This is a genomic window from Rhodococcus sp. BE178, assembly GCF_050433545.1.
In the GTDB taxonomy this organism is placed as follows: Bacteria; Actinomycetota; Actinomycetes; order Mycobacteriales; family Mycobacteriaceae; genus Prescottella.
On sequence record NZ_JBNPXA010000001.1, the window covers coordinates 741,454 to 762,762 of the forward strand.

A 21,309-nucleotide genomic window follows, 5' to 3' on the forward strand; every position below is an offset into this window, starting at 1 on the left:
TCGTCCCTTCAGGTGGCGGGCGGTGCGGGCTCGGGCTCGGGCCCGGCGGCGATGAAGCGTTCCGCGCGGCGGTCCGTTGCCAGGATCCTCCACTGACGCTCCGGATGGTCGAAGTTGTCGGTGAAGACGTTGGCCAACATCGGCTTTCGAGCTGCAGCCCGCATCACATCCGAGACACGCGGGTGCTGCTGCAACATAAGATTGGTCCACTGCGAAGCGCCGATCAGCACCTCTGCACGCGCACGGGCCACCTGGTCACAGAACAGCTCGTCGAAGATGCCGCCGCTGTCGATGATGCAGTCGGCGACGACGCCGGCGCTGTAGGCGGCAATGTTCGCCCCCAGCCCCATGATCGGATCGACGACGACGTGCGCATCACCCAACGCCAAGGCGAAGACGCCGTCTTCGATTTCGAAGTAGTCCTCGCGAAATGCCGGAATGACCCCGCCCTGCAGGAGGTCCCGGGGATCGGTCAATCCGAAGTCTGATTCGTCGACACGCTCGAACGTCATCGGGTGCTGGTCGCGGAGCAGATCCAGTACCGCGCGGGCGAATCGACAACCGCCATCCTCTGTCGGACGGATATCCGAGAGCGCGGCGGCCTCGGTGTCCGGGAGGTTCTCGAACAACAGCGCGGTGACGCGACCGTGTCGGGTGATTATCGGGATCTCGAGCAACTCACCGACGTCGGGCGCGAGGCTGATCCCGACTCCGTCCTCGATACGTCGATCGATGCCGGTGTACAGGCCCGCGCAGATGCGGCGCTGCGGCGCATGAATTGGAGACAGGGATGCTCGACGATCGAACAGCCCGCTCAGTGGCCCCCTCCCCGACGCGATAACCACCAGTTCGTGCTGCGAGGCGAGACGGGAGAGGTCTCGTGCGCCGACGGCGGCGGTGCGGATCTGCCCTCCTCGATCAAGGAAAGTCTCGGCCAGGGCCGGAAGGTACAGGCGGTGGTCGACGGCCGACGAGGGCCGCCTGAAGACCCCCGTGAACTCGACCGGGGCGCTTCCTCCGATGCGATGGAAGTGCCGGCGGTAGCCATAGCGATCGGCAGGCCAGCGATCCGTTCCCAGGAACTCGTCCCTGGCGATGGTCGGATTGTGATGGACAACCGTGTTGAGCAGGGGCCCGTCGGGCAGATCGCCGTGGCCCCGAGCGGTGTAGACGACGGCATCGATCTGCTCCTTCTGCAGCGCCAACGCCAGATGAAGCGCGGCGATACCGCCACCCACGATGCCGATGCCCATCAATCACCTCATGCTCTAATATCGAGTCACCAACCCGAATATCGAGTGCGATCGTACGCTCCCTGTGACGCGACGCACAACATCGCCCGGAGGGGGCCGAGTGGGAAAGACCGACAAGTCGGGTGTCACGTCTCAGACGCTCGAGCGCGGCCTCGCGGTCCTGGAGTGGGTCGCAGACAATGCGCCGTGTACCGCGGGTGATGTGGCGTCCTCGCTGGGGCTGCATCGCTCGATCGCGTACCGGCTGCTGACGACGCTCGAGGCCAGGGGCTATCTGCAGCGCGACGACAGCGGCCGGTACGAGCTCGGGTTGACCCCGCTCGTCATCGGTGCCGCGTCGAATCGGGGCCTGACCGCGTTGGCGGAGAGGGCGCTGAGACAGATCACCCGCGCCGTCCCAGCGAGTGCCTATCTCGCGGTCAGGCGCGACACCGACGCCCTCGTGCTGATGTCGGCAGCATCAGACCGCCCGGCCACGGTGAGCCTGCGCGACGGTATGCGTCATCCGTTGGATCAGGGTGCGGCCGGACTGGCCATCCTCGCGGCCCTCCCGCCGACACCGGATGAACGGCCCGAAGTGGGCCTCGCCCGGGAGACCGGCTACACCAGGACCGTCGGAGAAGTGCTGCCCGGGGTGGGCATGCTCGCGGTCCCGGTCGAATTCGAGCAGGGCGGTGTGGGAAGCCTGTGCGTCGTCTTCGTCCCGGGAACGGTGGACCGGGGATCCGCGCTGACCGCTCTGATCGCGGCCGCCGATCAACTCGGGCAACTAGGAATCAAGGGCGACCGATAAGCGCAGGCCGTGGATCGCGCCTAGCCTGAGGCGATGGCGACCTCACCGACCTCGCATGCGGACTCGGGCGGGGAGAGCACCCTCACCGTCGTCATTGCATTCGTGGCGAATGCGTTGATCGCAGTGGCGAAGTCGGTGGCAGCGGTGCTCACCGGATCGGCGTCGATGGTCGCCGAGGCGACGCACTCGTGGGCCGACACCGGTAACGAGATCCTGCTGCTGGTCGCCGACCGCCGCGCCCGCAAGGACCCCGACCACGCACACCCCCTGGGCTTCGGCCGGGAGGCATACATCTGGTCGCTGTTCGCCGCGCTCGGCCTGTTCGCGGTCGGCGCGGGAGTCTCGATCACCCACGGCATCCAGGAACTGGTGAATCCGGCGCCGGCGTCGGACTTCGGCGTCGCGTACGCGGTGCTGGGGATCGCGTTCGTGCTCGAGGCCATCTCGTTCCGGCAGGCGTTCAGGCAGTTGCGGGGCGAGGCGCACGACGCCCACCGCGACATCCTCGAGCACGCGCTGCTGACGTCGGATCCGACGGTCCGGGCGGTGTTCGCGGAGGACGCGGCCGCGCTGATCGGCCTGGTCATCGCGTTCGCGGGCGTCCTCGCGCACCAGTTGACCGGATCGCCGATCCCGGACGCGATCGGGTCCATCGCGGTCGGCGTGCTGCTCGGCGTCATCGCGCTGGTCCTGCTCGACCGCAACCGCCGGTTCCTCGTCGGCGAGCCCGGCACCCCGGAACTGCGCGGCCAGGCGGTCGCGAAGCTGCTGAGCTACCCGGAGGTGGAGCGCGTGACGTACCTGCGGATGGAGTTCCTCGGACCGCACCAGGTGTACCTGGTGGCCAGCGTCGACCTCATCGGCGACTACGCCGAGTCCCGCGTCGCGCACACCCTGCGCGACCTCGAGAACCGGATCACGACCGAGACCGCCGCTGTCCGGAAGGCCGTGCTCACACTCTCGACGTCGGAGGAGCCGAGCCTGTCGGTGTGATCGTCTGCGGCCCCATCCGCGATCCCAGGCGAGTAGAACTGAAGGAGCGTCGGCCGATACGGACCTGGAGCACCCTGGAGAACCCATGGACCCGCCCGCCAGTTCGGCCCCTCGGGACGCCGGGGCGAGCGGAACGTTCGAGCCCGTCTTGCCCGAGAGGCTCGGTTACCGGATCAAGTGTCGCCTCCTCGGTCCGCCGCTGACCACCGCCCGACTGCATCAGGAGCGGCTGTCCAAGACCACCGCGCTGGGTGTGTTGTCGCCGGACTGCATCTCGTCGTCCGCGTACGGCCCGGAGCAGGTACTCATCGAGTTGCTGCCGTACGCAGCGCTGGCCGCGTTCACGCTCCTGCTGCCGATCACCGGCGTCATCCTCGTCATCCTGATCCTGCTGACGCTGTCGTACCGGCAGGTGGTCATGCTCTACACCCGCGCCGGCGGCTCGTACGTCGTCGCGCGGGACAATTTCGGCCCCAAGACGGCCCAGATCGCGGCGGTCGCGCTGCTCATCGACTACGTCGTGACCGTCGCGGTGCAGTCCGCCGCGGGCACAGTGGCGGTGGTGTCGGCGGTCCCGGCGCTGGGCCCGTACAGCCTCGAGATCACCGTCGGCGCGGTGCTGCTGCTCGCGTACGGCAACCTACGCGGCCTCAAGGAGGCGGGGCGTGCGTTCGCGTTCCCGATGTACTTCTTCGCGATGTCGATCGGGATCGTCATCGTGGTCGGGGTAATCCAGGCCCTGACCGGCAACCTCGACCGGATCGACCCCACCACCCTGGACGGCGCCGTCGAGGTGCACCACGCCGACGGCCTGGTCATGGGGGCCACGGTCCTGGTGATCCTGCGCGCGTTCGCGAACGGCGGCACGTCGCTGACCGGATTGGAGGCGATCAGCAACGGCGTCAGCGCCTTCCAGAAACCGGAGGGCCCCAACGCCCGGCGTGCGCTGGTGATCATGGCGTGCATCCTGGCGTTCCTCGTCTCGGGTGTCTCGCTGCTCGCCTATCTCACCCACGCCACGCCGTACGCAGCCGGATATCCGTCGGTGATCAGCCAGGAGGCACGGATCGTCTTCGGCTCGGGCATGCTCGGCGACGTCCTGTTCGTGGTGGTGCAGATCGCGACCGCGCTGATCCTGTTCACCGGTGCGAACACCAGCTTCAACGGCTTCCCGTTCCTCGCCAGCTTCGTCGCCGACGACGCCTTCCTGCCGCGGCAGTTGCGGCGCCGCGGCCACCGCCTGGTGTTCTCCAACGCGATCATCGTGCTCACCGCGGTCGCGATCGTCCTCCTGATCGCGACCGACGCCAAGGTCAACGCGCTCGTCCCGTTCTACGCGATCGGGGTGTTCACCGGATTCACCATGGCCGGTCTCGGCATGGCCCGGCACCACCAGAAGACCCGCGCTCCGGGCTGGCGCCGCGGCCTGGCGATCAACCTGGCCGCCGGCGTCACGTCCCTGATCGTGGTCGCGATCTTCGCGATCGCAAAGTTCACCGAGGGTGCGTGGGTGGTCGTGATCGTGTTCCCGATCATGGTGCTGCTGCTGATCCGGCTCAACCGCGAGTACCGCAACGAGGCCGCCGAACTGCGCGAACTCGGCGACGCCGAGACCGACACCGAGGCCGTGTACTCGCATCACATCGTCATCGTGCTGGTCGACGCCCTCGACCTCGCCACCATCGAAGCGCTGCGATATGGACGCAGCCTGCGGCCCAGCGAACTGCGGGCCGTGCACTTCGTCCTCGACAGCGCCCGCGCCGCGAACCTCAAACGGCAGTGGGAGCACAGCGATCTCGTGGTGCCACTCGAGCTCATCGAATGTCCGGACCGGCGTCTCTACCACGGGGTCCTCGAGATGATCGCCCGCGCCACCGCGCCCCGCACCGAGATCAGCGTGCTCCTGCCACGCCGCATCTACGGCTCGATCCTCGGCCGAGTGCTCCACGACCGCACCGCCGAACACATCGCCAAGGCCATCAGCGACGTCCCCCACGCCGTCGCGATCATCGTCCCGTTCGACGCCTCCAACCGCACCGGAGTCCTCCGGGCACCGCCCCCGCCACCTACCCGCACAAGCGGAAGAGGCCCGTCACCCGCTGTCGGCGAATGACGGGCACCTTCAGGATTCGTCGGACGACCAGCCCTAGCTAGCCGCGCCGGCAGCTCCGCCGATCGAGCCGATCAGCGGCAGCAGGCTCGCGATGTCGATGCCGGCCTCGAGCGCCGTGCTACCGAAGGACAGCGCCGGCGACAGGCTGCCGATGCCGTCCGGAACGATCACCGGCACCATGGAGACACCGACGTTGGTCGGGTTCAGGACCGAACCCCACCCGCCGCAGGTGCCGAGGTAAATGTAGACACCGTTGTCGACCTGCAAGGTCTTGGTATTCGCATTCGGTCCGGGGTTGAGGAGGTTGTTGCTCGCCGCGGGGCCGAGACGCAGCCCGGGCGACGCCATGATCTGGACGAGCTTGCCGAAGTCCTTGTTGTTGTACGCGACGAAGGCCTCGAGACCCTGCTGGCCGTCGAGCAACGCCGAGGTGCAGCTGGACTCGTTGAACGCGCCCTCCGCCTTCTTCGGGTTGGTCAGCGTGAGTTCGAGGTTCTTGCCCCCGAAGTCACCCTGCTCGACCTTCAGCTCCGGCCCGTCGTAGCGGTCGGCCGCGGCGGCCGTACCCGTCCCGGTCAGCGCCAGACCGGCGACCATCGCCGTCGATGCAGCCAGCCCCACCGCAACCTTCTTCATCCTGCGAAGCTTCACGTGTTTCCTCCGTTTCCGATGCGACACCCCGGTCGTCGCCGCAGCTGAGCCGGGGCGAGATCGGCCCCCTATCGTGCCACGCCGCAGTCACCGACGAGCTTTGCGCCGCACCTGAACCGAAAGAGCCTTCAGTTGGTCATCGGGAGCCGGGATACCTCAGGAACCGCGTCAGGTAAGGCACTATGCGGGTCACCGGGACCGGCCGGGGCCAGGAGTCGGCACGGAAGTAGGCGTCCGATCCGCCGTCGACGAAAACAACACTCCCGCAGAGGAAGTCCGCCGCGTCCGACAGCATGAACACGACCCAGTCGCCGAGTTGGCCGGCGTCGCCGAAGCCGCCGACCGGCACCGGGAATCGTCGGACCGTCTTCGCCTCCGAAGGTGTCGCAAGTTGCTCCTCGAGCAGCGGCGTCATGATCGCACCCGGAGCGAGGACGTTGAGCCGGATCCCGGCACCAGCCCACTGCTCGGCCGTCGCGTGCCGACGGGCCCATCGGGTGACAGCGGTTTTCGATCCGGCGTAGAGGATCGGTGCCGCGCCCTTGCCGAACCAGCGCACCGACCGCACCGCCCTGTCCACATCAGCGGACAGGAAGGCGTTTATGGTGCGCCGCGGCACCGCGGGTGTCACCGTCGTCGAATTACTACCGAACACAACCACTTTGGCCCTGCCGGATGCCGCCAGCGCTGGGCGCCACCCGTCGAGCAATTCCACGACACCCAGATAGTTCACCGCGCCGATCAGGGGAAGCCGGTCGGCACCGGGCGCCGGGCCCACTCCGGCGGCGAGCACCGCACCGTCGAGCCTGCCTCCCGCCCGCGACAACACTTCCCGCACAGCGTGACTGCGCCCAGCGACAGTGGACAGATCGGCGACCACCTCGGCTGCGGAGAGGTCGACACCGATGACGGTGTGTCCCGCCGCTGTCAGCTTGTCCACGACCGCGCGCCCCATACCCGACGCCGAACCCGTGACGGCATAGACACCCATCCAGCACACTCCCCCGGAACGGCCGATCGGCGTCGGGGACCGTCCCCGACGAGGCCGTCGATGAATTTGACACCCTACGCCGCCACCTCGTCGACCATGCCCGAAAAGAGCTGAAGGGTCCCTTCACGCGCTGCCAGCGCACGGAGGGACCCTTCAGCTAGGGAGCCGGGCTCAGATGTACATGGCCGGATCGATGTACGACGTCGGATCGACCAGTTGCTCGTGGCTCTTGCGCTGCCGCACCGACGCCGGGATACCCGTCGCGATGGCGTCGGCGGGGACGTCACGGGTGACGACGGCGTTGGCGCCGATCGCGCTGTCGTCGCCGATCACCACCGGCCCCAGCACCTTCGCGCCGGCGCCGATGGTGACGCGGTTGCCGATCGTGGGGTGCCGCTTGGTCTTCGCGAGCGACCGCCCGCCGAGCGTGACGCCGTGGTAGATCATCACGTCGTCGCCGATCTCGGTGGTCTCGCCGATCACGACGCCCATGCCGTGGTCGATGAAGAACCGCCGCCCGATCGTGGCACCGGGATGGATCTCGATGCCGGTGAGGAACCGCGTGAACTGGGCCAGCATGCGAGCCGGGCCGCGCAGCGCGGGCTTGGCCCACATGCGGTGCGCCACCCGGTGCGACCAGATGGCGTGCAGACCCGAGTACACGACGGCGTTCTCGACGTCGCTGCGCGCGGCCGGATCCTGGCCTCGTGCGGCCCGGAGATCCTCCCGGATGGTGCGCAGGACACTCACAGTGCTCAGCCCCGGATGTGCTCGAACAGCGGGGTGGAGATGTACCGTTCGCCGAAGTCGGGCACCACCACGACGATCATCTTTCCGGCGTTCTCGGGACGCTTCGCCAACTCGAGGGCCGCCCACACGTTCGCGCCCGCCGAGATGCCGCCGAGGATGCCCTCGTCGGTGCCGAGGCTGCGCGCGACGCGGATGGCGTCGTCGAACTCGACGTCGATGATCTCGTCGTAGATCTCGCGATCGAGGACCTCGGGCACGAAGTTGGCGCCGATGCCCTGGATCTTGTGCGGTCCGGGCTGGCCGCCGTTGAGGATCGGCGAGTCGGCCGGCTCGACGCCGACGATCTGCACGTCCGGCTTGTGTGCCCGGAGGGTGCGGCCGACGCCGGTCAGGGTGCCACCGGTGCCGATGCCCGCGACGAAGATGTCGACCTCGCCGGCGGTGTCGGCCCAGATCTCCTCGCCGGTGGTGCGCTCGTGGATCGCCGGGTTGGCGGCGTTCGCGAACTGGCGAGCCAGGACGGCGTTGTCGTTCTGCGCGACCAGTTCCTCGGCCTTCTTCACTGCACCGGCCATGCCCTCGGCGCCGGGGGTGAGCACGATCTCGGCGCCGAACGCGCGCAGCATGACGCGACGCTCGGTCGACATCGTCTCCGGCATCGTCAGGATGACCTTGTAGCCGCGGGCCGCGCCGACCATCGCGAGCGCGATGCCGGTGTTGCCAGACGTGCCCTCGACGATGGTGCCGCCGGGCTTCAGCTCACCGGACTGCTCGGCGGCGTCGATGATCGCGACACCGATCCGGTCCTTGACGCTGTTGGCGGGGTTGTAGAACTCGAGCTTCGCAACCACCTGGGCGCCGAGGCCCTCGGTGAGGCGGTTCAGCCGCACCAGCGGGGTGCGCCCGACCAGCTCGGTGACGTTGTCGTAGATCCCCATGCCGAATCCTCCTCGCGGCCACTCGGGCAGCCGGGTCGTTGTCTGGTTGGAGTTATTGCACCATCCCGTCGCGACGGGCATCCCATCGGGTCCGCTCATGTACGAACGTATACACACGACGACATCTCGGGGCGCCGACGTGGAGCCCACACCCGACAACCCCTGAAACGCCGAATGTCACATCGGTTCAGTTGGACTGAACCAATGTGACATTCGGCTACGAAACGGGGATCAGCTCAGGCGCTGCTTCAGGGCCTCGAACTCGTCGCGGACGCCCGAGGGCACCTTCTCGCCGAGGAACTCGAGCCACTCCTCGATGAGCGGGATCTCGGCCTTCCACTCCTCGACGTTTACGGCCAGGGCCTCGTCGACATCCGCGGCCTCGACGTCCAGGCCGTCGAGCGTGAGGTCGGCGGCGGTCGGGACGAAACCGATCGGGGTGCTGACGGCGTCGGCCTTGTGCTCGATGCGGTCGATGATCCACTTCAGCACGCGGGAGTTCTCGCCGAAACCGGGCCACAGGAAGCGGCCGTCGTCGCCACGACGGAACCAGTTCACGTAGAAGATCTTGGGGAGCTTCTCCGAGTCGGCGTTCTTGCCGAGGTTGATCCAGTGGTTCAGGTAGTCACCGGCGTTGTAGCCGAGGAACGGCAGCATCGCCATCGGGTCGCGGCGCACGGCGCCGACCTTGCCCTCGGCGGCAGCGGTCTGCTCGGACGACAGCGTCGCACCGAGGAAGGTGCCGTGCTGCCAGTCGAACGACTCGCTGACCAGCGGAACCGTGGTCTTGCGACGTCCACCGAACAGGATCGCCGAGATCGGGACACCCTGCGGGTCGTCCCACTCGGGGGCCAGGATCGGGCACTGCGACATCGGGGTGCAGTAACGCGAGTTCGGGTGGGCAGCGTTGGTGCCGGACTCGGGGGTCCAGTCGTTGCCCTTCCAATCAAGGAGATGCTGAGGTGTCTCTTCCAGACCCTCCCACCACACGTCACCGTCGTCGGTCAGGCCGACGTTGGTGTACAGCGTGTTGCCCGCCTCGACCGTCTTCATGGCGTTGGGGTTGGAGCCATGGTTGGTGCCCGGCGCGACGCCGAAGAAACCGAACTCCGGGTTGACGGCGTACAGACGGCCGTCCTCACCGAAACGCATCCACGCGATGTCGTCACCGAGGGTCTCGGCACGCCAGCCCGGGATCGTCGGCTGGATCATCGCGAGGTTGGTCTTGCCACACGCCGACGGGAATGCCGCGGCGACGTAGTAGGCCTTGTCCTCGGGCGAGATCAACTTGAGGATCAGCATGTGCTCGGCCAGCCAGCCCTCGTCGTGCGCCATCGCCGAGGCGATACGCAGCGAGTAGCACTTCTTGCCCAGCAGAGCGTTGCCGCCGTAGCCGGAGCCGTAGCTCCAGATCTCGCGGTCCTCGGGGAAGTGGGTGATGTACTTGGTGTCGTTGCACGGCCAGGGAACATCAGCGACGTCGCCCACCAGCGGAGCGCCCACCGAGTGCAGCGCCTTCACGAACGGGCGGTCGGTGCCCATCTTCTCGAGCGCGGCCTTGCCCATGCGGGTCATGATGCGCATCGAGACGACGACGTACTCGGAGTCGGTGATCTCGACGCCCAGCTTCGGGTCGTCGGCGCCGAGGGGACCCATGCAGAACGGCACCACGTACATGGTGCGACCGCGCATGCTGCCGCGGTACAGGTCCGTCATGAGGGCCCGCATCTCGGTCGGGTCCATCCAGTTGTTGGTCGGGCCGGCGTCGATCTGCTCCTTCGAGCAGATGTACGTGCGGGACTCGACGCGCGCAACGTCGGACGGGTCGGAGTTGCCGAGGAACGAGTTCGGCTTCTTCTCCTCGTTGAGACGGGTGAACGTCCCGGCCTCGACGAGCTGATCGGTCAGGCGCTCCCACTCCTCGTCGGAGCCGTCCGCGAAGACGACCCGGTCGGGCTGGGTCAGCTCGGCAACCTCTTGCACCCAGGCGAGCAGCTCGCTGTGCTCAGTGGGGGGTGTGCCGTCAGTTCCGTTCAGACCGGGGATGGTCGCTGAGGTCATCAAACTCTCCTGGGGTGGGGCCGGGAACCGATCCAACCACGTCAGCCCCGCACATGACGGGGCTGAGAGGTAAGCCGAACCGATTTCCCCCTCTCGGCGGGGTGCAGCCCGCCCACTCCGCTGCTGCTCACGTACGTCACCGTGGACAACGAACGAAGGACACGGGTGCCGGGTGTCCTAGCTATAGAGGTTAACGCCGCGCGTCCAGGTTGGGGGAACCGGGTGTCGTCGGTTCGGTCACAGGAACGATTCAGACGACGACGGGATCCTGCCGCGGCAGCGGACCTGCGCGTTCGCTACGCGCCGAGGGTCCCCTCGTCGGTGCGTTCCCACCGCTCCCCGCCGTCGGCGTCCCGATGGAATTCCCAGGACGAGTAGTCGCCGTGGCCGCCGACGATGGTCAGGTTGTCGGCGTCGCCGTCGCCGTCCAGGTCGCTCGCGACGATCATCGCGTCGTCGACCTCGAAGGTCTGGGTGTCGAGGATGCCGTCGCCGTCGATGTCGTGCGCAGGCCCGGTCAGGTGCACCGCACCCGAGTCGGCCCCGAACGAGTCGAGATCGACGTCCGGCAGGTTTCCCGTCACATCGTCGGTCGTGATCATGATGCCTCCCGCTGGTCGTGCCACTACAACTGTGGCTACGACGTTGGACGCGCCGCCGCTCCACTCGGTTCCACCGCGTTCGTCGGCGTTCCTCAGTGCCCCGCGAGCCCCGAGAACCCCTCGAGCACCCGCAGGAGGACGGCGTGGTCCCGCTCGCAGGACGCGAGCCGGCCGCTGCGTTCCGTCGCGAGACGCCGGGCCTCGACATCGAGGGCGGCCAACTCCTCGTCGACGATGACGGTGGCGGCGCGACTGTCCGCGACGATGCGGGCACCCACCGCGGCCTCGGTCTCGAGGATCCGCCCCAACACGCGCTGCTCCAGCTCGGCCCGCAGCTGCACGGTCGTGTCCGACGCCCACTGCCGCAGGTGTGCCCGGTCCGCGACCAGGCGGCGGGACCGCGCCAGCCACCAGGCCGCGGCGCCGCCGAGCATGAGAGCGATCGGGATGGTCGCGATGTCGAGCGCCGGCACCATCGAGATCGGCGCCACCGCGAGACGTCCCAGGCCCACACCGGCCGATGCGCCGACGACGACCATCATCCCGTCCTCGACACCGCGGTGCCGCGGCTCCGGCCCCGACGGCGCGGCCGCCGGTCGACCCGCGTCCGCAGGCGGGACATCGGACACCCCGGCCCGACGGACCAGCTCGCCGAGGTGCCGCTCGACCGCGGCGTCGAGCTCGGCGGTGGCCGCGGCGGCCAGGTGGCCCATCCGTTCCGGGAAGGCCTGCAGTTCGCGGCGTCCCGCACGATCGATCTCGGTCCGCGCCGTCGCCGACACCGCCCGGACCCGACCGCCGGCCTCGTGCAACAGGTCGACGCGGGCGCGCTGGACGTCGGCGCGCAACCGGCCGAGCCGCTCGGCCCGGCCCCCGTCCCGTTCCATCGCGAGCCGGGTCCTGCGCGCACGCAGCGCGGCGGCGGCCTCGTCGCTGCCGTCACGCAGGGCCCGCGCGGTGCCGGTGATCTGTCGACACGTCCGTTCCACCAGCGAGACGGCTCCGCGGCGCGCGTTGCGCTGGGCCGTGGTGTCCGGGTCCTCGGCGAGCGCCTCGCGCACCGCCACGGTCAGGAGATCCGGCGAGGACAGGACCCGGACGTCGGCGAATCGGATCGAGTGCGCCCGCAGCAGCGCCTCGTCCCGCTCCCGCACCGAGTCCCGGTCCGGATGCTCGCCGGCGCCGGTCGACACGAAGACGACGCGTTCGACGTCGTGCGCGGCCGCGTCGAGCGCGGCGAGCTCGTCCCGCCCCAGGACCGAAGCCACGTCGAGCACCATCACCACGACGCCGGCGCCGTCCGGTGCGTCGATCGTCGGCTCGAACGGTGCAAGGACGTCGAGGACCGGTCTCGGGTCGATCCCGCGCACCGCGACCACGTGCACGGATCGCGCCCCGGTCCGCGCATCCTCCCGCCATCCCCGCAGTCCGTCCGGGTTCCACCGCTCGACGATCCGCTGTGCGTCGGGTGGAAACCCGCCGACCTCGGTCACCGGACGGCCTCGCGGACGCGGGCCCGCCGGAGCACCGACTCGACCCGTCGCCGATTCGCCGGGCCGTCGGGCAGCGACCGGGCGGCCCGCGCCGCCGCGTGGACGGCCTCGTCGCTGCGCAGGTACTGCTCGACGGCGTCCCGGTGCGGCCCGCGGGCCGCGGCCTCGGCGAGCGCGCGCAGCAGCGTCCGGGTCCGCGCGGCCTGCGCGCTGCGGACGCAGTCGGCGACGGCGGACACCACGTCGTCGACTCCGACGGAAGTGTCCGGGTCCGGGCCCGCCACCATCGGCACGGTCGGTACCCCGGTCTCGGCGGTGCACTCGATCGCCGTCCGCACCGCCACCGCCCAGGACCCGAGCATGTCGGCCTTGCCGAGGATCGCGACCGTGACATCGCGCGGCGCGCGCCTCAGTGCCTCGACGTCGGGCGTGCGCGGAGCACCGGCGAGCAGGTAGACGACGACGTCGCCGTCGAAGTCGGGGTCGGCCGATCCGGGGGCGTCGACGGCCGTCGACTCGGCCACGTCCGTGAACCCGGACCGCTCGAGCAGGCCGACGGTGGTGGTGCGCCCGGCACCGGCACGGCCGACGACCTGGATCCGAATCGGTTCCCGGTAGTCGTCCAGGGCACGCAGTGGCGCGCCGCCGACACCCGCGGCGAACCGGCCGAGCTGCGCCAGTTCCGCTGTCGTCGCGGCCCTGTGCTCCACGACAGTTCCGTTCCCCACCGTTACCTCCCCCACCCGACCCACTCCCCTGCCCGGGACCTCCGCCGCCGAGAATACCGCCGACTACCAGGGAGAACGCCTGGATTTCGGGGTATCCCCGCCACCGAACCAGACCAAAGTGTCCATATTATCTGCAGACCGAGTCGGCCCGTGATCGTGGACATACGTGACAATGGTCGGGTGAACGACGCCCATCAGGATGCACCCGAGATCCCGCACGACGACATCGACAACTCTGCTGCCGACTCCGCTGCGGAGGAAACGACCGGTGAGTCGCGGGGGTCGCGCCTGTACCCGCGGGTGACGAGCTTCCGGTCCCGGCGCGGTTCGCTGACGGACCCGCAGCAGGGCGCGTGGGATCGGATGTGGCCGACGATCGGCGCCGAGGTGGGCGACGAGCTGCTCGACACCACCGCCTGGTTCGGCCGCGAGGCACCGCTGATCATCGAGATCGGTTCCGGGACCGGCACCGCGACGGCCGCGATGGCCAAGGCGGAGCCGCACGTGAACCTCATCGCGGTGGAGGTCTACCGGCCGGGTCTGGCGCAGTTGCTGCAGACGGTCGAGCGCGAGGAGATCCCGAACGTCCGGGTGCTGCGCGGCGACGCCGTCGAGGTGCTCGAGAACATGGTCGCGCCCGAGTCGCTGACCGGCGTCCGTGTCTTCTTCCCGGATCCGTGGCCCAAGGCCCGCCACCACAAGCGTCGGCTGCTGCAGGCGCCCACGTTCGCGCTGATCGCGAGCCGCTTGAAGCCGGGCGGAGTGCTGCACGTCGCGACTGATCACGCCGAGTACGCCGAGGCGATCGCCGAGGCCGGAAACGCGGAGCCGCTCCTCACCGAACTCGATTGGGAGTCGCCGATGACGCACGAGCGACCGGTCACGAAGTTCGAGGACAAGGCGCACAAGGTCGGAAGCGCCATTACAGAACTCATCTGGGGGAAGATCAAGTAATGAGTCTCAGCACGCCGGGCACGGCTACCAATTCCCCTGAGGGCGACGGCCGCGACATCCGTCACAAGCGGGTGCTTCTCGTCTGGGACGCCCCGAATCTCGACATGGGCCTGGGCGCGATCCTCGGCGGTCGCCCGACGGCCGCGTACCGGCCGCGGTTCGACGCGCTGGGCCGTTGGTTGCTCTCCCGCACCGCCGAGCTTTCCGCCACCGAAACTGCCGTACTCGAGCCCGAGGCGACGGTCTTCACGAACATCGCCCCTGGTAGCGCGGATGTTGTCCGCCCCTGGGTGGAGGCCTTGCGTAATGTGGGCTTCGCGGTGTTCGCCAAGCCGAAGGTGGAGGAGGACAGCGACGTCGATGCCGACATGCTCCACCACATCGAGCTCCGCCGTGGTGAGGGTCTGGCCGGTGTCATGGTCGCTTCCGCCGACGGACAGGCCTTCCGTGAGCCGTTGGAGGACATCGCAGCAACCGGCGTGCCGGTGCAGGTTCTCGGGTTCCGTGAGCACGCCAGCTGGGCGGTCTCGTCCGACATCCTGGACTTCGTCGATCTCGAGGACATTCCGGGTGTCTTCCGTGAGCCTCTGCCACGGGTCAGCCTGGAATCCCTGCCCGACGAGGGCGCCTGGTTGCAGCCGTTCCGCCCGCTTTCCGCCCTGCTTGTCGGGCGCTGAGGAGTCCATACGTGTTTGCTCGCTGGGGAGATCTGGTCTACCGAGCCCGTTTCACCGTCATCGCAGTGATGGTGGCCGGACTGTTGGCGCTGGGCGCCTACGGTTCCGGTCTCGGTGACCACCTCAGTCAGAGCGGCTGGGACGACCCCGGCTCGGAGTCCGTGGCGGCGGCCAAGCTCGCCGACGGGACCTTCGGCCGGGACACCAACGGTGACGTCGTGGCGATGTACACCGCCCCCGAGGGAAAGACGGTCGACGACCCGGAGTTCACTGCGAAGGTCACCGACAGCCTGCAGCGACTGGTGCAGGAGCATCCCGACGAGGTCGCGAAGTTCAACGGCAGCTACTTCACGTTGCCGAACACGCCGCGGCTGCCGGCTCTGGCCACCGAGGACCGCTCCCATGCGATCGTCAGTGTCGCGCTGAAGGGCGACAACGACACCGCGATCACCAACAACTTTCGTGAGGTGCGGGACGCCTTCGACATCGACGGGGTCGAGGTCCAGCTTGCCGGCATGCAGCCGGTCGCGAGCGCCATCAACGACACGATGGCCAACGACCTCAAACGCATGGAGCTCATCGCAATCCCGGCGGTCGGGGTGCTGCTGTTCTTCGTGTTCGGTGGCGTCATCGCCGCTGCCCTGCCACTGATAGTCGGTGGTCTGACGATCCTCAGCGCCAACGGCATCGTGCGGGTGTTCACGCACTTCGCCGAGATCAACGTGTTCGTCGCGTCGGTGGTCTCACTGATCGGGTTGGGTCTGGCGATCGACTACGGCCTGTTCATCGTCAGCCGTTTCCGCGAGGAACTCGGCGACGGGCGCAACACCAAGGACGCGGTGCGCCGCACCGTGATGACCGCGGGCCGCACCGTGCTGTTCTCCGCGACGATGATCGCGGTCAGCCTCGGCGGTCTGATCCTGTTCCCGCAGGGCTTCCTCAAGTCCGTCGCGTACGGCGCGATCGCGACGGTGCTGTTGGCGGCGTTCACCTCGGTCACGGTGCTGCCCGCGATCCTGAGCATCCTGGGCCGGCGGATCGACAAGTTCGGCCTCAAGCGGTTCGGCCAGATCAAGTCGACCGAGGAGATCGAGTCCAGCATCTGGGGCCGCCTCACTCGCTGGGTGATGCGCAACCCGATCAAGGTCACGATCCCCATCGTGGTCGGGTTGCTGCTCATGATCATCCCGCTGACGGGCATCAAGTTCGGTGGCATCAACGAGGACTACCTCCCGACGAACAACCCGACGCGGATGGCGCAGGAACAGTTCGACGAACTGTTCCCCGGTAACCGCACCGAACCGGTGAAACTGGTCATCGAGGGCGCCGACGGCACCCAGGTGGGCCAGATCCTCAAGACCGCGAGCGGGGCGCCCGGCCTGGTCGAGAAGTTCTCGATCACCGGCCCCGCGAAGGACGGCGTCCAGGTCCTCAAGGCCGGTCTGGTCGACCGCAACGACTCCGCCCCCACCATCGACTATCTGCGCGCGATGGACATCCCGGACGGCGTGGACGTCCTCGTCGGCGGCACCCCGGCGATCGAGCAGGACAGCATCAGTGCGCTGCTCGACAACCTGCCGCTCATGATCGTCACGGTCCTGACCCTCACGACGCTGCTGATGTTCCTGGCATTCGGCTCGCTGGTGCTGCCCATCAAGGCCGTGCTGATGAGCGCGCTCGGCCTCGGCGCGACGCTCGGCATCCTCACCTGGATCTTCATCGACGGCCACGGCTCGGGTCTGCTGAACTTCACGCCCGGACCGATCACGTCCCCGGTCCTGGTGCTGATCGTCGCGATCATCTACGGCCTGTCCATCGACTACGAGGTGTTCCTGCTCTCCCGCATGGTCGAGGCCAGATCGCAGGGCGCCAGCACCACCGAGGCCATCCGGATCGGCACCGCGCACACCGGCCGGATCATCACCGCGGCCGCACTGATCCTGATCGTCGTCACCGGCGCGTTCGGATTCTCCGAGCTGGTGATGATGAAGTACATCGCATACGGCATGATCTCGGCGCTCGTCATCGACGCGACCCTGATCCGCATGTTCCTGGTGCCGGCGGTGATGAAGCTGCTCGGCGACGACTGCTGGTGGGCGCCTGCCTGGATGAAGCGCATCCAGGAGAAGGTCGGGCTCGGCGAACCGATCCTCGACAGCGAACTCCCGGGTGACGTTCCCGAGCTGACGGCGACGGATGCACCGGCCGCTGCGCCCAACCCCGAGCAGGTCCTCGCTGTGGCTCCGGCCGGCGCGACTCGTGACTCCGACCCCCTGACGCAGCCGATCCCCCGGATCCCGACGACCCCGCGGGCCCGTGCGGCCACGCCGCGTCGCGGCGCTACGCGACCCGAACCGTCCGAGCAGCCGCAGCAACCGACCGCGCCGCCGACCCCGGAACCGGTCGCGACCGCCCCTGCCCCGAAGCCCGAGAGACGTCCGCGGCCGTCCACCTCGGACGACGACGGAGAGGTCGCGTGGCTGGCCGCGCTGCGGGCACCGAACACCGGTGTCATGCCGGTCGTGAAGCCTGCCGCCGCCGAACCCGCACCCGCCCCGGAGCCCCGGCCGGCGCCGGCACCCGAGCCGGTCCCGGCACCAGAGCCCGCGGCTCGGCACGGCGCAAACGACGATCTGTCCGACACCGACACCGGGCGCCATCGTCGCGGTGACGGTGTCGCGGTGAGCGTCAGCGAGCTGCTCGCCCGCCACCGCGACGACGACTGACCGTCAGCTGCCGAGCATCTTGCGCAGCGCCGTGCCGTACGGATGGCGCGCGGTGATCGACCCGAACCGGATCCGACCCCGCACCACGAGGTGCAGCGGCCCGTAGGGCGGGCCGGTCCGGACCTTGTTCGACACCGAGCCCGCGACGGCGTCGACCCCGTTGAGGTCGACGGTCGCCTCGGTCGGAACGACCAGCGTCACCGACCCGCAGTAGTCGTCGACGGTCAGATGCACCACCTGTGTCTGCATGACGGCCTCGGTGAAGTCGAGGGTCGAGGTGCCCATCCGGGAGTCGAGGAACAGGGTCGGCGGGACGTTCCAGCGGCCCTTGCGGGTGATCGTCGACATCCGACTGCGGATGACCAGGGGCTGCTGCGCCGGGTGGCCGGTGGCGTACCCGGTCGGCGGGCCCGCGACCGGGACCGTCGCGGGCGGAGGAACCGGTGCCGCGGGGACCGGCGCCGACGTCGGGTGCTGGCCGGCGAAGTAGGCCGGGTCGATCTGCATTCCGGGCAGATCGACGAGCACCGCGTTCAGCTCACCGCGGGTCTTCGCGGCCAGCGCGGTGTCCATCCGTTCGGTGAACTCGCCGAGCGACAGCATTCCCTGACCCACCGCGCGTTGCAGCAACTCACCGACGTGTTCGCGTTCCGCGTCCGATACCCGCAGATCTCTTGCCTCCATTCCGGCAAGGATAGTTCTCAGTCGCGTGGTGCGGCGGGTCGCCCGAGGTCGCCGTCATCGGGTTCGTCCGGTGTCGCGGGGAACATCGGCACCGACGGGTCGGTGCTGGCGAGGGACTCGTAGGCCTCCTCGGCCTCCTCCTGGTCCTCGGCGCACAGCGAGCGAACTGCCGTGTTCAGGAACGCGACGATCGGAACGGCCAGCAGGCCGCCGACGATGCCCGCGAGCACGATGCCGGTGGTGATCGCGAGGACCACGGCGAGAGGATGCAGGCGCACCGCGCGGCCGAGCAGCAGCGGCTGCAGCACGTGCCCTTCGAGCTGCATGATGCCGATGATGATGCCGAGCACGATCAGGGCGGTGAGCAGGCCCTTGGTCACCAGGGCGACCAGGACGGCGAGGAAGCCGGTGACGAAGGCGCCGACGATCGGGATGAACGCGCCGATGAAGACGAGCGAGGCGAGGGGCAGTGCGAGCGGCACCCCGAGGATCGCGAGCCCTGCGCCGATGCCGATCGCGTCGGCCGCGGCCACGGCCACCGTCGCCCGGGTGTAGCCGACCAGGGAATTGAATCCCTGCCGCCCGGCCAGTCGGACGCGTCCGCGCTGGCTCCTCGGGATCAGCCGGGTGACGAACTCCCACACCTGGTCGCCGCCGTACAGGAAGAAGATGAGCGTGAACAGGGTGAGGAACGCGCCGGCGAAGATCTCCCCGACGACGGTCGCGGTGGTGAGCGCACCGCTGGTCAGCGCCTCCTGATTGGATTGGATGGCCTTGACGACGTTGTCGCCGGCGTGCCGGATCTGGTCCTCGCTGAAGTGCAGCGGCCCCTCGGTGAGCCAGTCCTGCACCGTGGTGACGCTGGCGGTGAACTGGTCGCTCAGGACGGGCAGTCCCTCGACGAACTGTTCCACGACGAACGCCAGGATCGCGCCGACGACGCCCATCGTGCCGACGACCGCGATGATCACGGCGCCGGAGCGGGGCACACCGCGGCGGTGCATCCAGTCCACGGCGGGCATCAACAGCGCCGACGCGAGCAGCGCGATCGCGACCGGGATGACGACCGCCTCGAGCTTCGAGACGACGAACCCGAGGGCGAGCAGTCCGGCGAACAGCACCAGCAGGCGCCACGTCCACGCTGCGCCGATTCGGACGAGCGGGTGGACGGCGTCCGACACCGGCCGGGCCGGCGCCGTCGTCGGCACCGCGGACGCGTCCGATTCCGCCGGTGGGGCGGCCTCTTCCGGATCCTTGTCGCTCACCGCGCGAGCGTATCGGGAGGACGACCGTCGGTGGCGGCGAAACGACCGTCTGGCGCGGCAACCGTGTGCGCTGCCGGGCCGCGAAGGATGTCCCGCTAAATTATGAGGTCGTGTGGGCTTCGTACCGAGCAGTGGCGCTGACGATTCGCAGTCGTTGGCCTCTCTACATGCTCTCGATGCTCGGGGCGAACCTGATCGGCGCGGTGTTGGTGTTCGCGTTCGTCCGGTACGGCATCCCGATTCCGGAGTCGGCCGACATCATCAACGACCACGTCCGGAACTTCGCCGTATTCAGCACGTACCTCGTCTTCGCCGGCGTCGTGAGTCTGACGGCCGCGGCGATGATGCTGCGGTCGGTGATCCGCTGGCAGCTGCGGGGCGGGCCGCCGACGCGCGGTGAGCAGATGGCCGCGCTGCACGCGCCGCTGCGTCAGGCGATCGTGCATCTGGCGTTGTGGTTCCTCGGCGGCGTGATCTTCGTACTGCTGACCGTCGAGGAGATGCCGGAACTCGCGGTGGCCGTCGTCGTCACGGTCTGCATGGCCGCGACAACGACGTTCGGCTTCACGTACATGCTCGGCGAGCGGATCCTGCGTCCCGTCGCGGCGCAGGCGCTCAGCGAGGGCCAGTTCGACCGGACGATGGCGCCCGGCGTCGGCACCCGGCTGGCGATGACGTGGGGGCTGGGCACACTGATGCCGGTCATCGGCATCATCCTGCTGTGTGTCACCCAGCTGACCACCGATCTCGAGTTCTCGCCGGGAGCACTGGCGTGGGCGATCCTGCTGCTGTCGATCATGACGATCGGCCAGGCGTTCGCATTGTCGATGCTCACCGCCAGTCAGATCTCCGATCCGATCCGGCAGCTGCGCCGCGCGATCGAACGGGTGCAGCGCGGCGAGACGGACGTGCGGGTGGAGGTGTTCGACGGCTCCGAGATCGGTCGCCTGCAGGTCGGCTTCAACCGGATGATGCGCGAGGGCGACGAGCGGAAGCTGCTGCGTGAGCTGTTCGGTCAGCACGTCGGCGAGGACGTCGCCCGGCGAGCGCTGCAGTTCGGTACCGAGCTGGGCGGCGAGACCCGTTTCGTCGCGGTCCTGTTCGTCGACATGGTCGGTTCCACCGGTGCGGCGGCCGAACGTCCGCCGGGCGAGGTCGTCGAGCTGCTCAACGAGTTCTTCCGCGTGATCGTGGACGTCGTGGACCGGCATCACGGGTTCGTCAACAAGTTCATGGGCGACGCGGCGCTCGCGATCTTCGGCGCCCCGCTGGACCGTCCGGACGCGCCGACCGCCGCGCTGGCGGCGGCGCGCGAGCTGCGGTTCGCGCTCAACGAGATCACCGGCCTCGACATCGGCATCGGCGTGTCGGCGGGCCTCGCGGTCGCCGGCAACATCGGCGCGGCCGAGCGGTTCGAGTACACGGTGATCGGCGACCCGGTGAACGAGGCGGCGCGTCTCACCGAGCTGGCGAAGCTGCGTCCGAGCCGGGTCCTGGCCTCGACCAGCGCCCTGTACTTCGCCGACGACGAGGAGCAGGCGCACTGGGAGCTGGGTGATCAGGTGCAGTTGCGGGGCCGTCGCCGCAACACGCATCTGGCGTGGCCGGTGCTGTATCCGGAGTGATGTGAGCAGGCT

18 protein-coding genes are annotated in these 21,309 nt (G+C 68.8%); 7 read left to right on the forward strand and 11 right to left on the reverse strand.

Translation table 11 applies throughout. The features are described 5' to 3' along the window. Window positions 1–8: 8 nt before the first annotated feature. Complete coding sequence (locus J2X34_RS03420; RefSeq protein ID WP_429516123.1) at window positions 9–1,253, reverse strand: styrene monooxygenase/indole monooxygenase family protein; 1,245 nt, start codon at window positions 1,251–1,253, stop codon at window positions 9–11. 100 nt (window positions 1,254–1,353) lie between these two features. Between J2X34_RS03420 and J2X34_RS03425 the strand changes: the two genes are divergently transcribed. The 3 genes from J2X34_RS03425 to J2X34_RS03435 all read left to right on the forward strand — a co-directional run bounded on the left by J2X34_RS03425 (window position 1,354) and on the right by J2X34_RS03435 (window position 5,152). Next, a complete protein-coding gene (locus J2X34_RS03425; protein ID WP_114723319.1) occupies window positions 1,354–2,046 on the forward strand; it encodes an IclR family transcriptional regulator in 693 nt (230 codons plus the stop codon). 33 nt (window positions 2,047–2,079) lie between these two features. Continuing rightward, window positions 2,080–3,039, forward strand: coding sequence for a cation diffusion facilitator family transporter (locus J2X34_RS03430; RefSeq protein ID WP_429516124.1), 960 nt, complete (start codon window positions 2,080–2,082; stop codon window positions 3,037–3,039). 85 nt (window positions 3,040–3,124) lie between these two features. Continuing rightward, window positions 3,125–5,152: an APC family permease gene (locus J2X34_RS03435; RefSeq protein ID WP_114723317.1), complete on the forward strand. Its 2,028-nt coding sequence runs from the start codon at window positions 3,125–3,127 to the stop codon at window positions 5,150–5,152. A 33-nt stretch (window positions 5,153–5,185) separates the two neighbouring features. Here J2X34_RS03435 and J2X34_RS03440 read toward each other — a convergent pair whose 3' ends face one another. The 8 genes from J2X34_RS03440 to J2X34_RS03475 all read right to left on the reverse strand — a co-directional run bounded on the left by J2X34_RS03440 (window position 5,186) and on the right by J2X34_RS03475 (window position 13,366). Continuing rightward, window positions 5,186–5,803: a hypothetical protein gene (locus J2X34_RS03440; RefSeq protein WP_254622651.1), complete on the reverse strand. Its 618-nt coding sequence runs from the start codon at window positions 5,801–5,803 to the stop codon at window positions 5,186–5,188. A 136-nt stretch (window positions 5,804–5,939) separates the two neighbouring features. Further along, entirely contained in the window at window positions 5,940–6,794 is an 855-nt protein-coding gene (locus J2X34_RS03445) for an SDR family oxidoreductase (protein ID WP_429516125.1), read from the reverse strand. Window positions 6,795–6,965: 171 nt separating this feature from the next. Then, window positions 6,966–7,544: a serine O-acetyltransferase EpsC gene (epsC, locus tag J2X34_RS03450; protein WP_114723314.1), complete on the reverse strand. Its 579-nt coding sequence runs from the start codon at window positions 7,542–7,544 to the stop codon at window positions 6,966–6,968. 5 nt (window positions 7,545–7,549) lie between these two features. After that, the gene (gene cysK, locus J2X34_RS03455) at window positions 7,550–8,482 is read right to left on the reverse strand and encodes a cysteine synthase A (protein WP_114723313.1); all 933 of its coding nucleotides are present in this window, start codon (window positions 8,480–8,482) and stop codon (window positions 7,550–7,552) included. 231 nt (window positions 8,483–8,713) lie between these two features. Then, entirely contained in the window at window positions 8,714–10,543 is a 1,830-nt protein-coding gene (locus J2X34_RS03460) for a phosphoenolpyruvate carboxykinase (GTP) (RefSeq protein ID WP_114723312.1), read from the reverse strand. A gap of 296 nt (window positions 10,544–10,839) precedes the next feature. Continuing rightward, entirely contained in the window at window positions 10,840–11,145 is a 306-nt protein-coding gene (locus tag J2X34_RS03465) for a DUF6802 family protein (RefSeq protein WP_114723311.1), read from the reverse strand. Window positions 11,146–11,237: 92 nt separating this feature from the next. Next, entirely contained in the window at window positions 11,238–12,638 is a 1,401-nt protein-coding gene (locus tag J2X34_RS03470; protein ID WP_429516126.1) for a hypothetical protein, read from the reverse strand. Then, on the reverse strand, window positions 12,635–13,366 hold the full coding sequence (locus J2X34_RS03475; RefSeq protein ID WP_147283555.1) for a hypothetical protein: 732 nt from the start codon (window positions 13,364–13,366) through the stop codon (window positions 12,635–12,637). Before J2X34_RS03475 ends, J2X34_RS03470 begins: the two co-directional genes overlap by 4 nt. A 162-nt stretch (window positions 13,367–13,528) precedes the next feature. On the opposite strand from J2X34_RS03475, the gene trmB reads away from it, so the two are divergent. From trmB to J2X34_RS03490, 3 genes are read left to right on the forward strand one after another with little or no spacing between them, the layout of a single operon-like run. Beyond that, window positions 13,529–14,320 (forward strand): tRNA (guanosine(46)-N7)-methyltransferase TrmB, encoded by a 792-nt coding sequence (gene trmB, locus J2X34_RS03480; protein WP_114723366.1) that lies wholly within the window; start codon window positions 13,529–13,531, stop codon window positions 14,318–14,320. Next, window positions 14,320–14,997, forward strand: coding sequence for an NYN domain-containing protein (locus J2X34_RS03485; RefSeq protein WP_114723308.1), 678 nt, complete (start codon window positions 14,320–14,322; stop codon window positions 14,995–14,997). Before trmB ends, J2X34_RS03485 begins: the two co-directional genes overlap by 1 nt. An 11-nt stretch (window positions 14,998–15,008) precedes the next feature. After that, window positions 15,009–17,723, forward strand: coding sequence for an MMPL family transporter (locus J2X34_RS03490; protein WP_114723307.1), 2,715 nt, complete (start codon window positions 15,009–15,011; stop codon window positions 17,721–17,723). 3 nt (window positions 17,724–17,726) lie between these two features. Here J2X34_RS03490 and J2X34_RS03495 read toward each other — a convergent pair whose 3' ends face one another. After that, window positions 17,727–18,407: a DUF1707 SHOCT-like domain-containing protein gene (locus J2X34_RS03495; protein WP_114723306.1), complete on the reverse strand. Its 681-nt coding sequence runs from the start codon at window positions 18,405–18,407 to the stop codon at window positions 17,727–17,729. Window positions 18,408–18,424: 17 nt separating this feature from the next. Further along, entirely contained in the window at window positions 18,425–19,615 is a 1,191-nt protein-coding gene (locus J2X34_RS03500) for an AI-2E family transporter (protein WP_114723365.1), read from the reverse strand. A 224-nt stretch (window positions 19,616–19,839) separates the two neighbouring features. Here J2X34_RS03500 and J2X34_RS03505 point away from each other — a divergent pair, with 224 nt between their 5' ends. Further along, entirely contained in the window at window positions 19,840–21,297 is a 1,458-nt protein-coding gene (locus tag J2X34_RS03505) for an adenylate/guanylate cyclase domain-containing protein (protein WP_114723305.1), read from the forward strand. Window positions 21,298–21,309 lie beyond the last annotated feature (12 nt).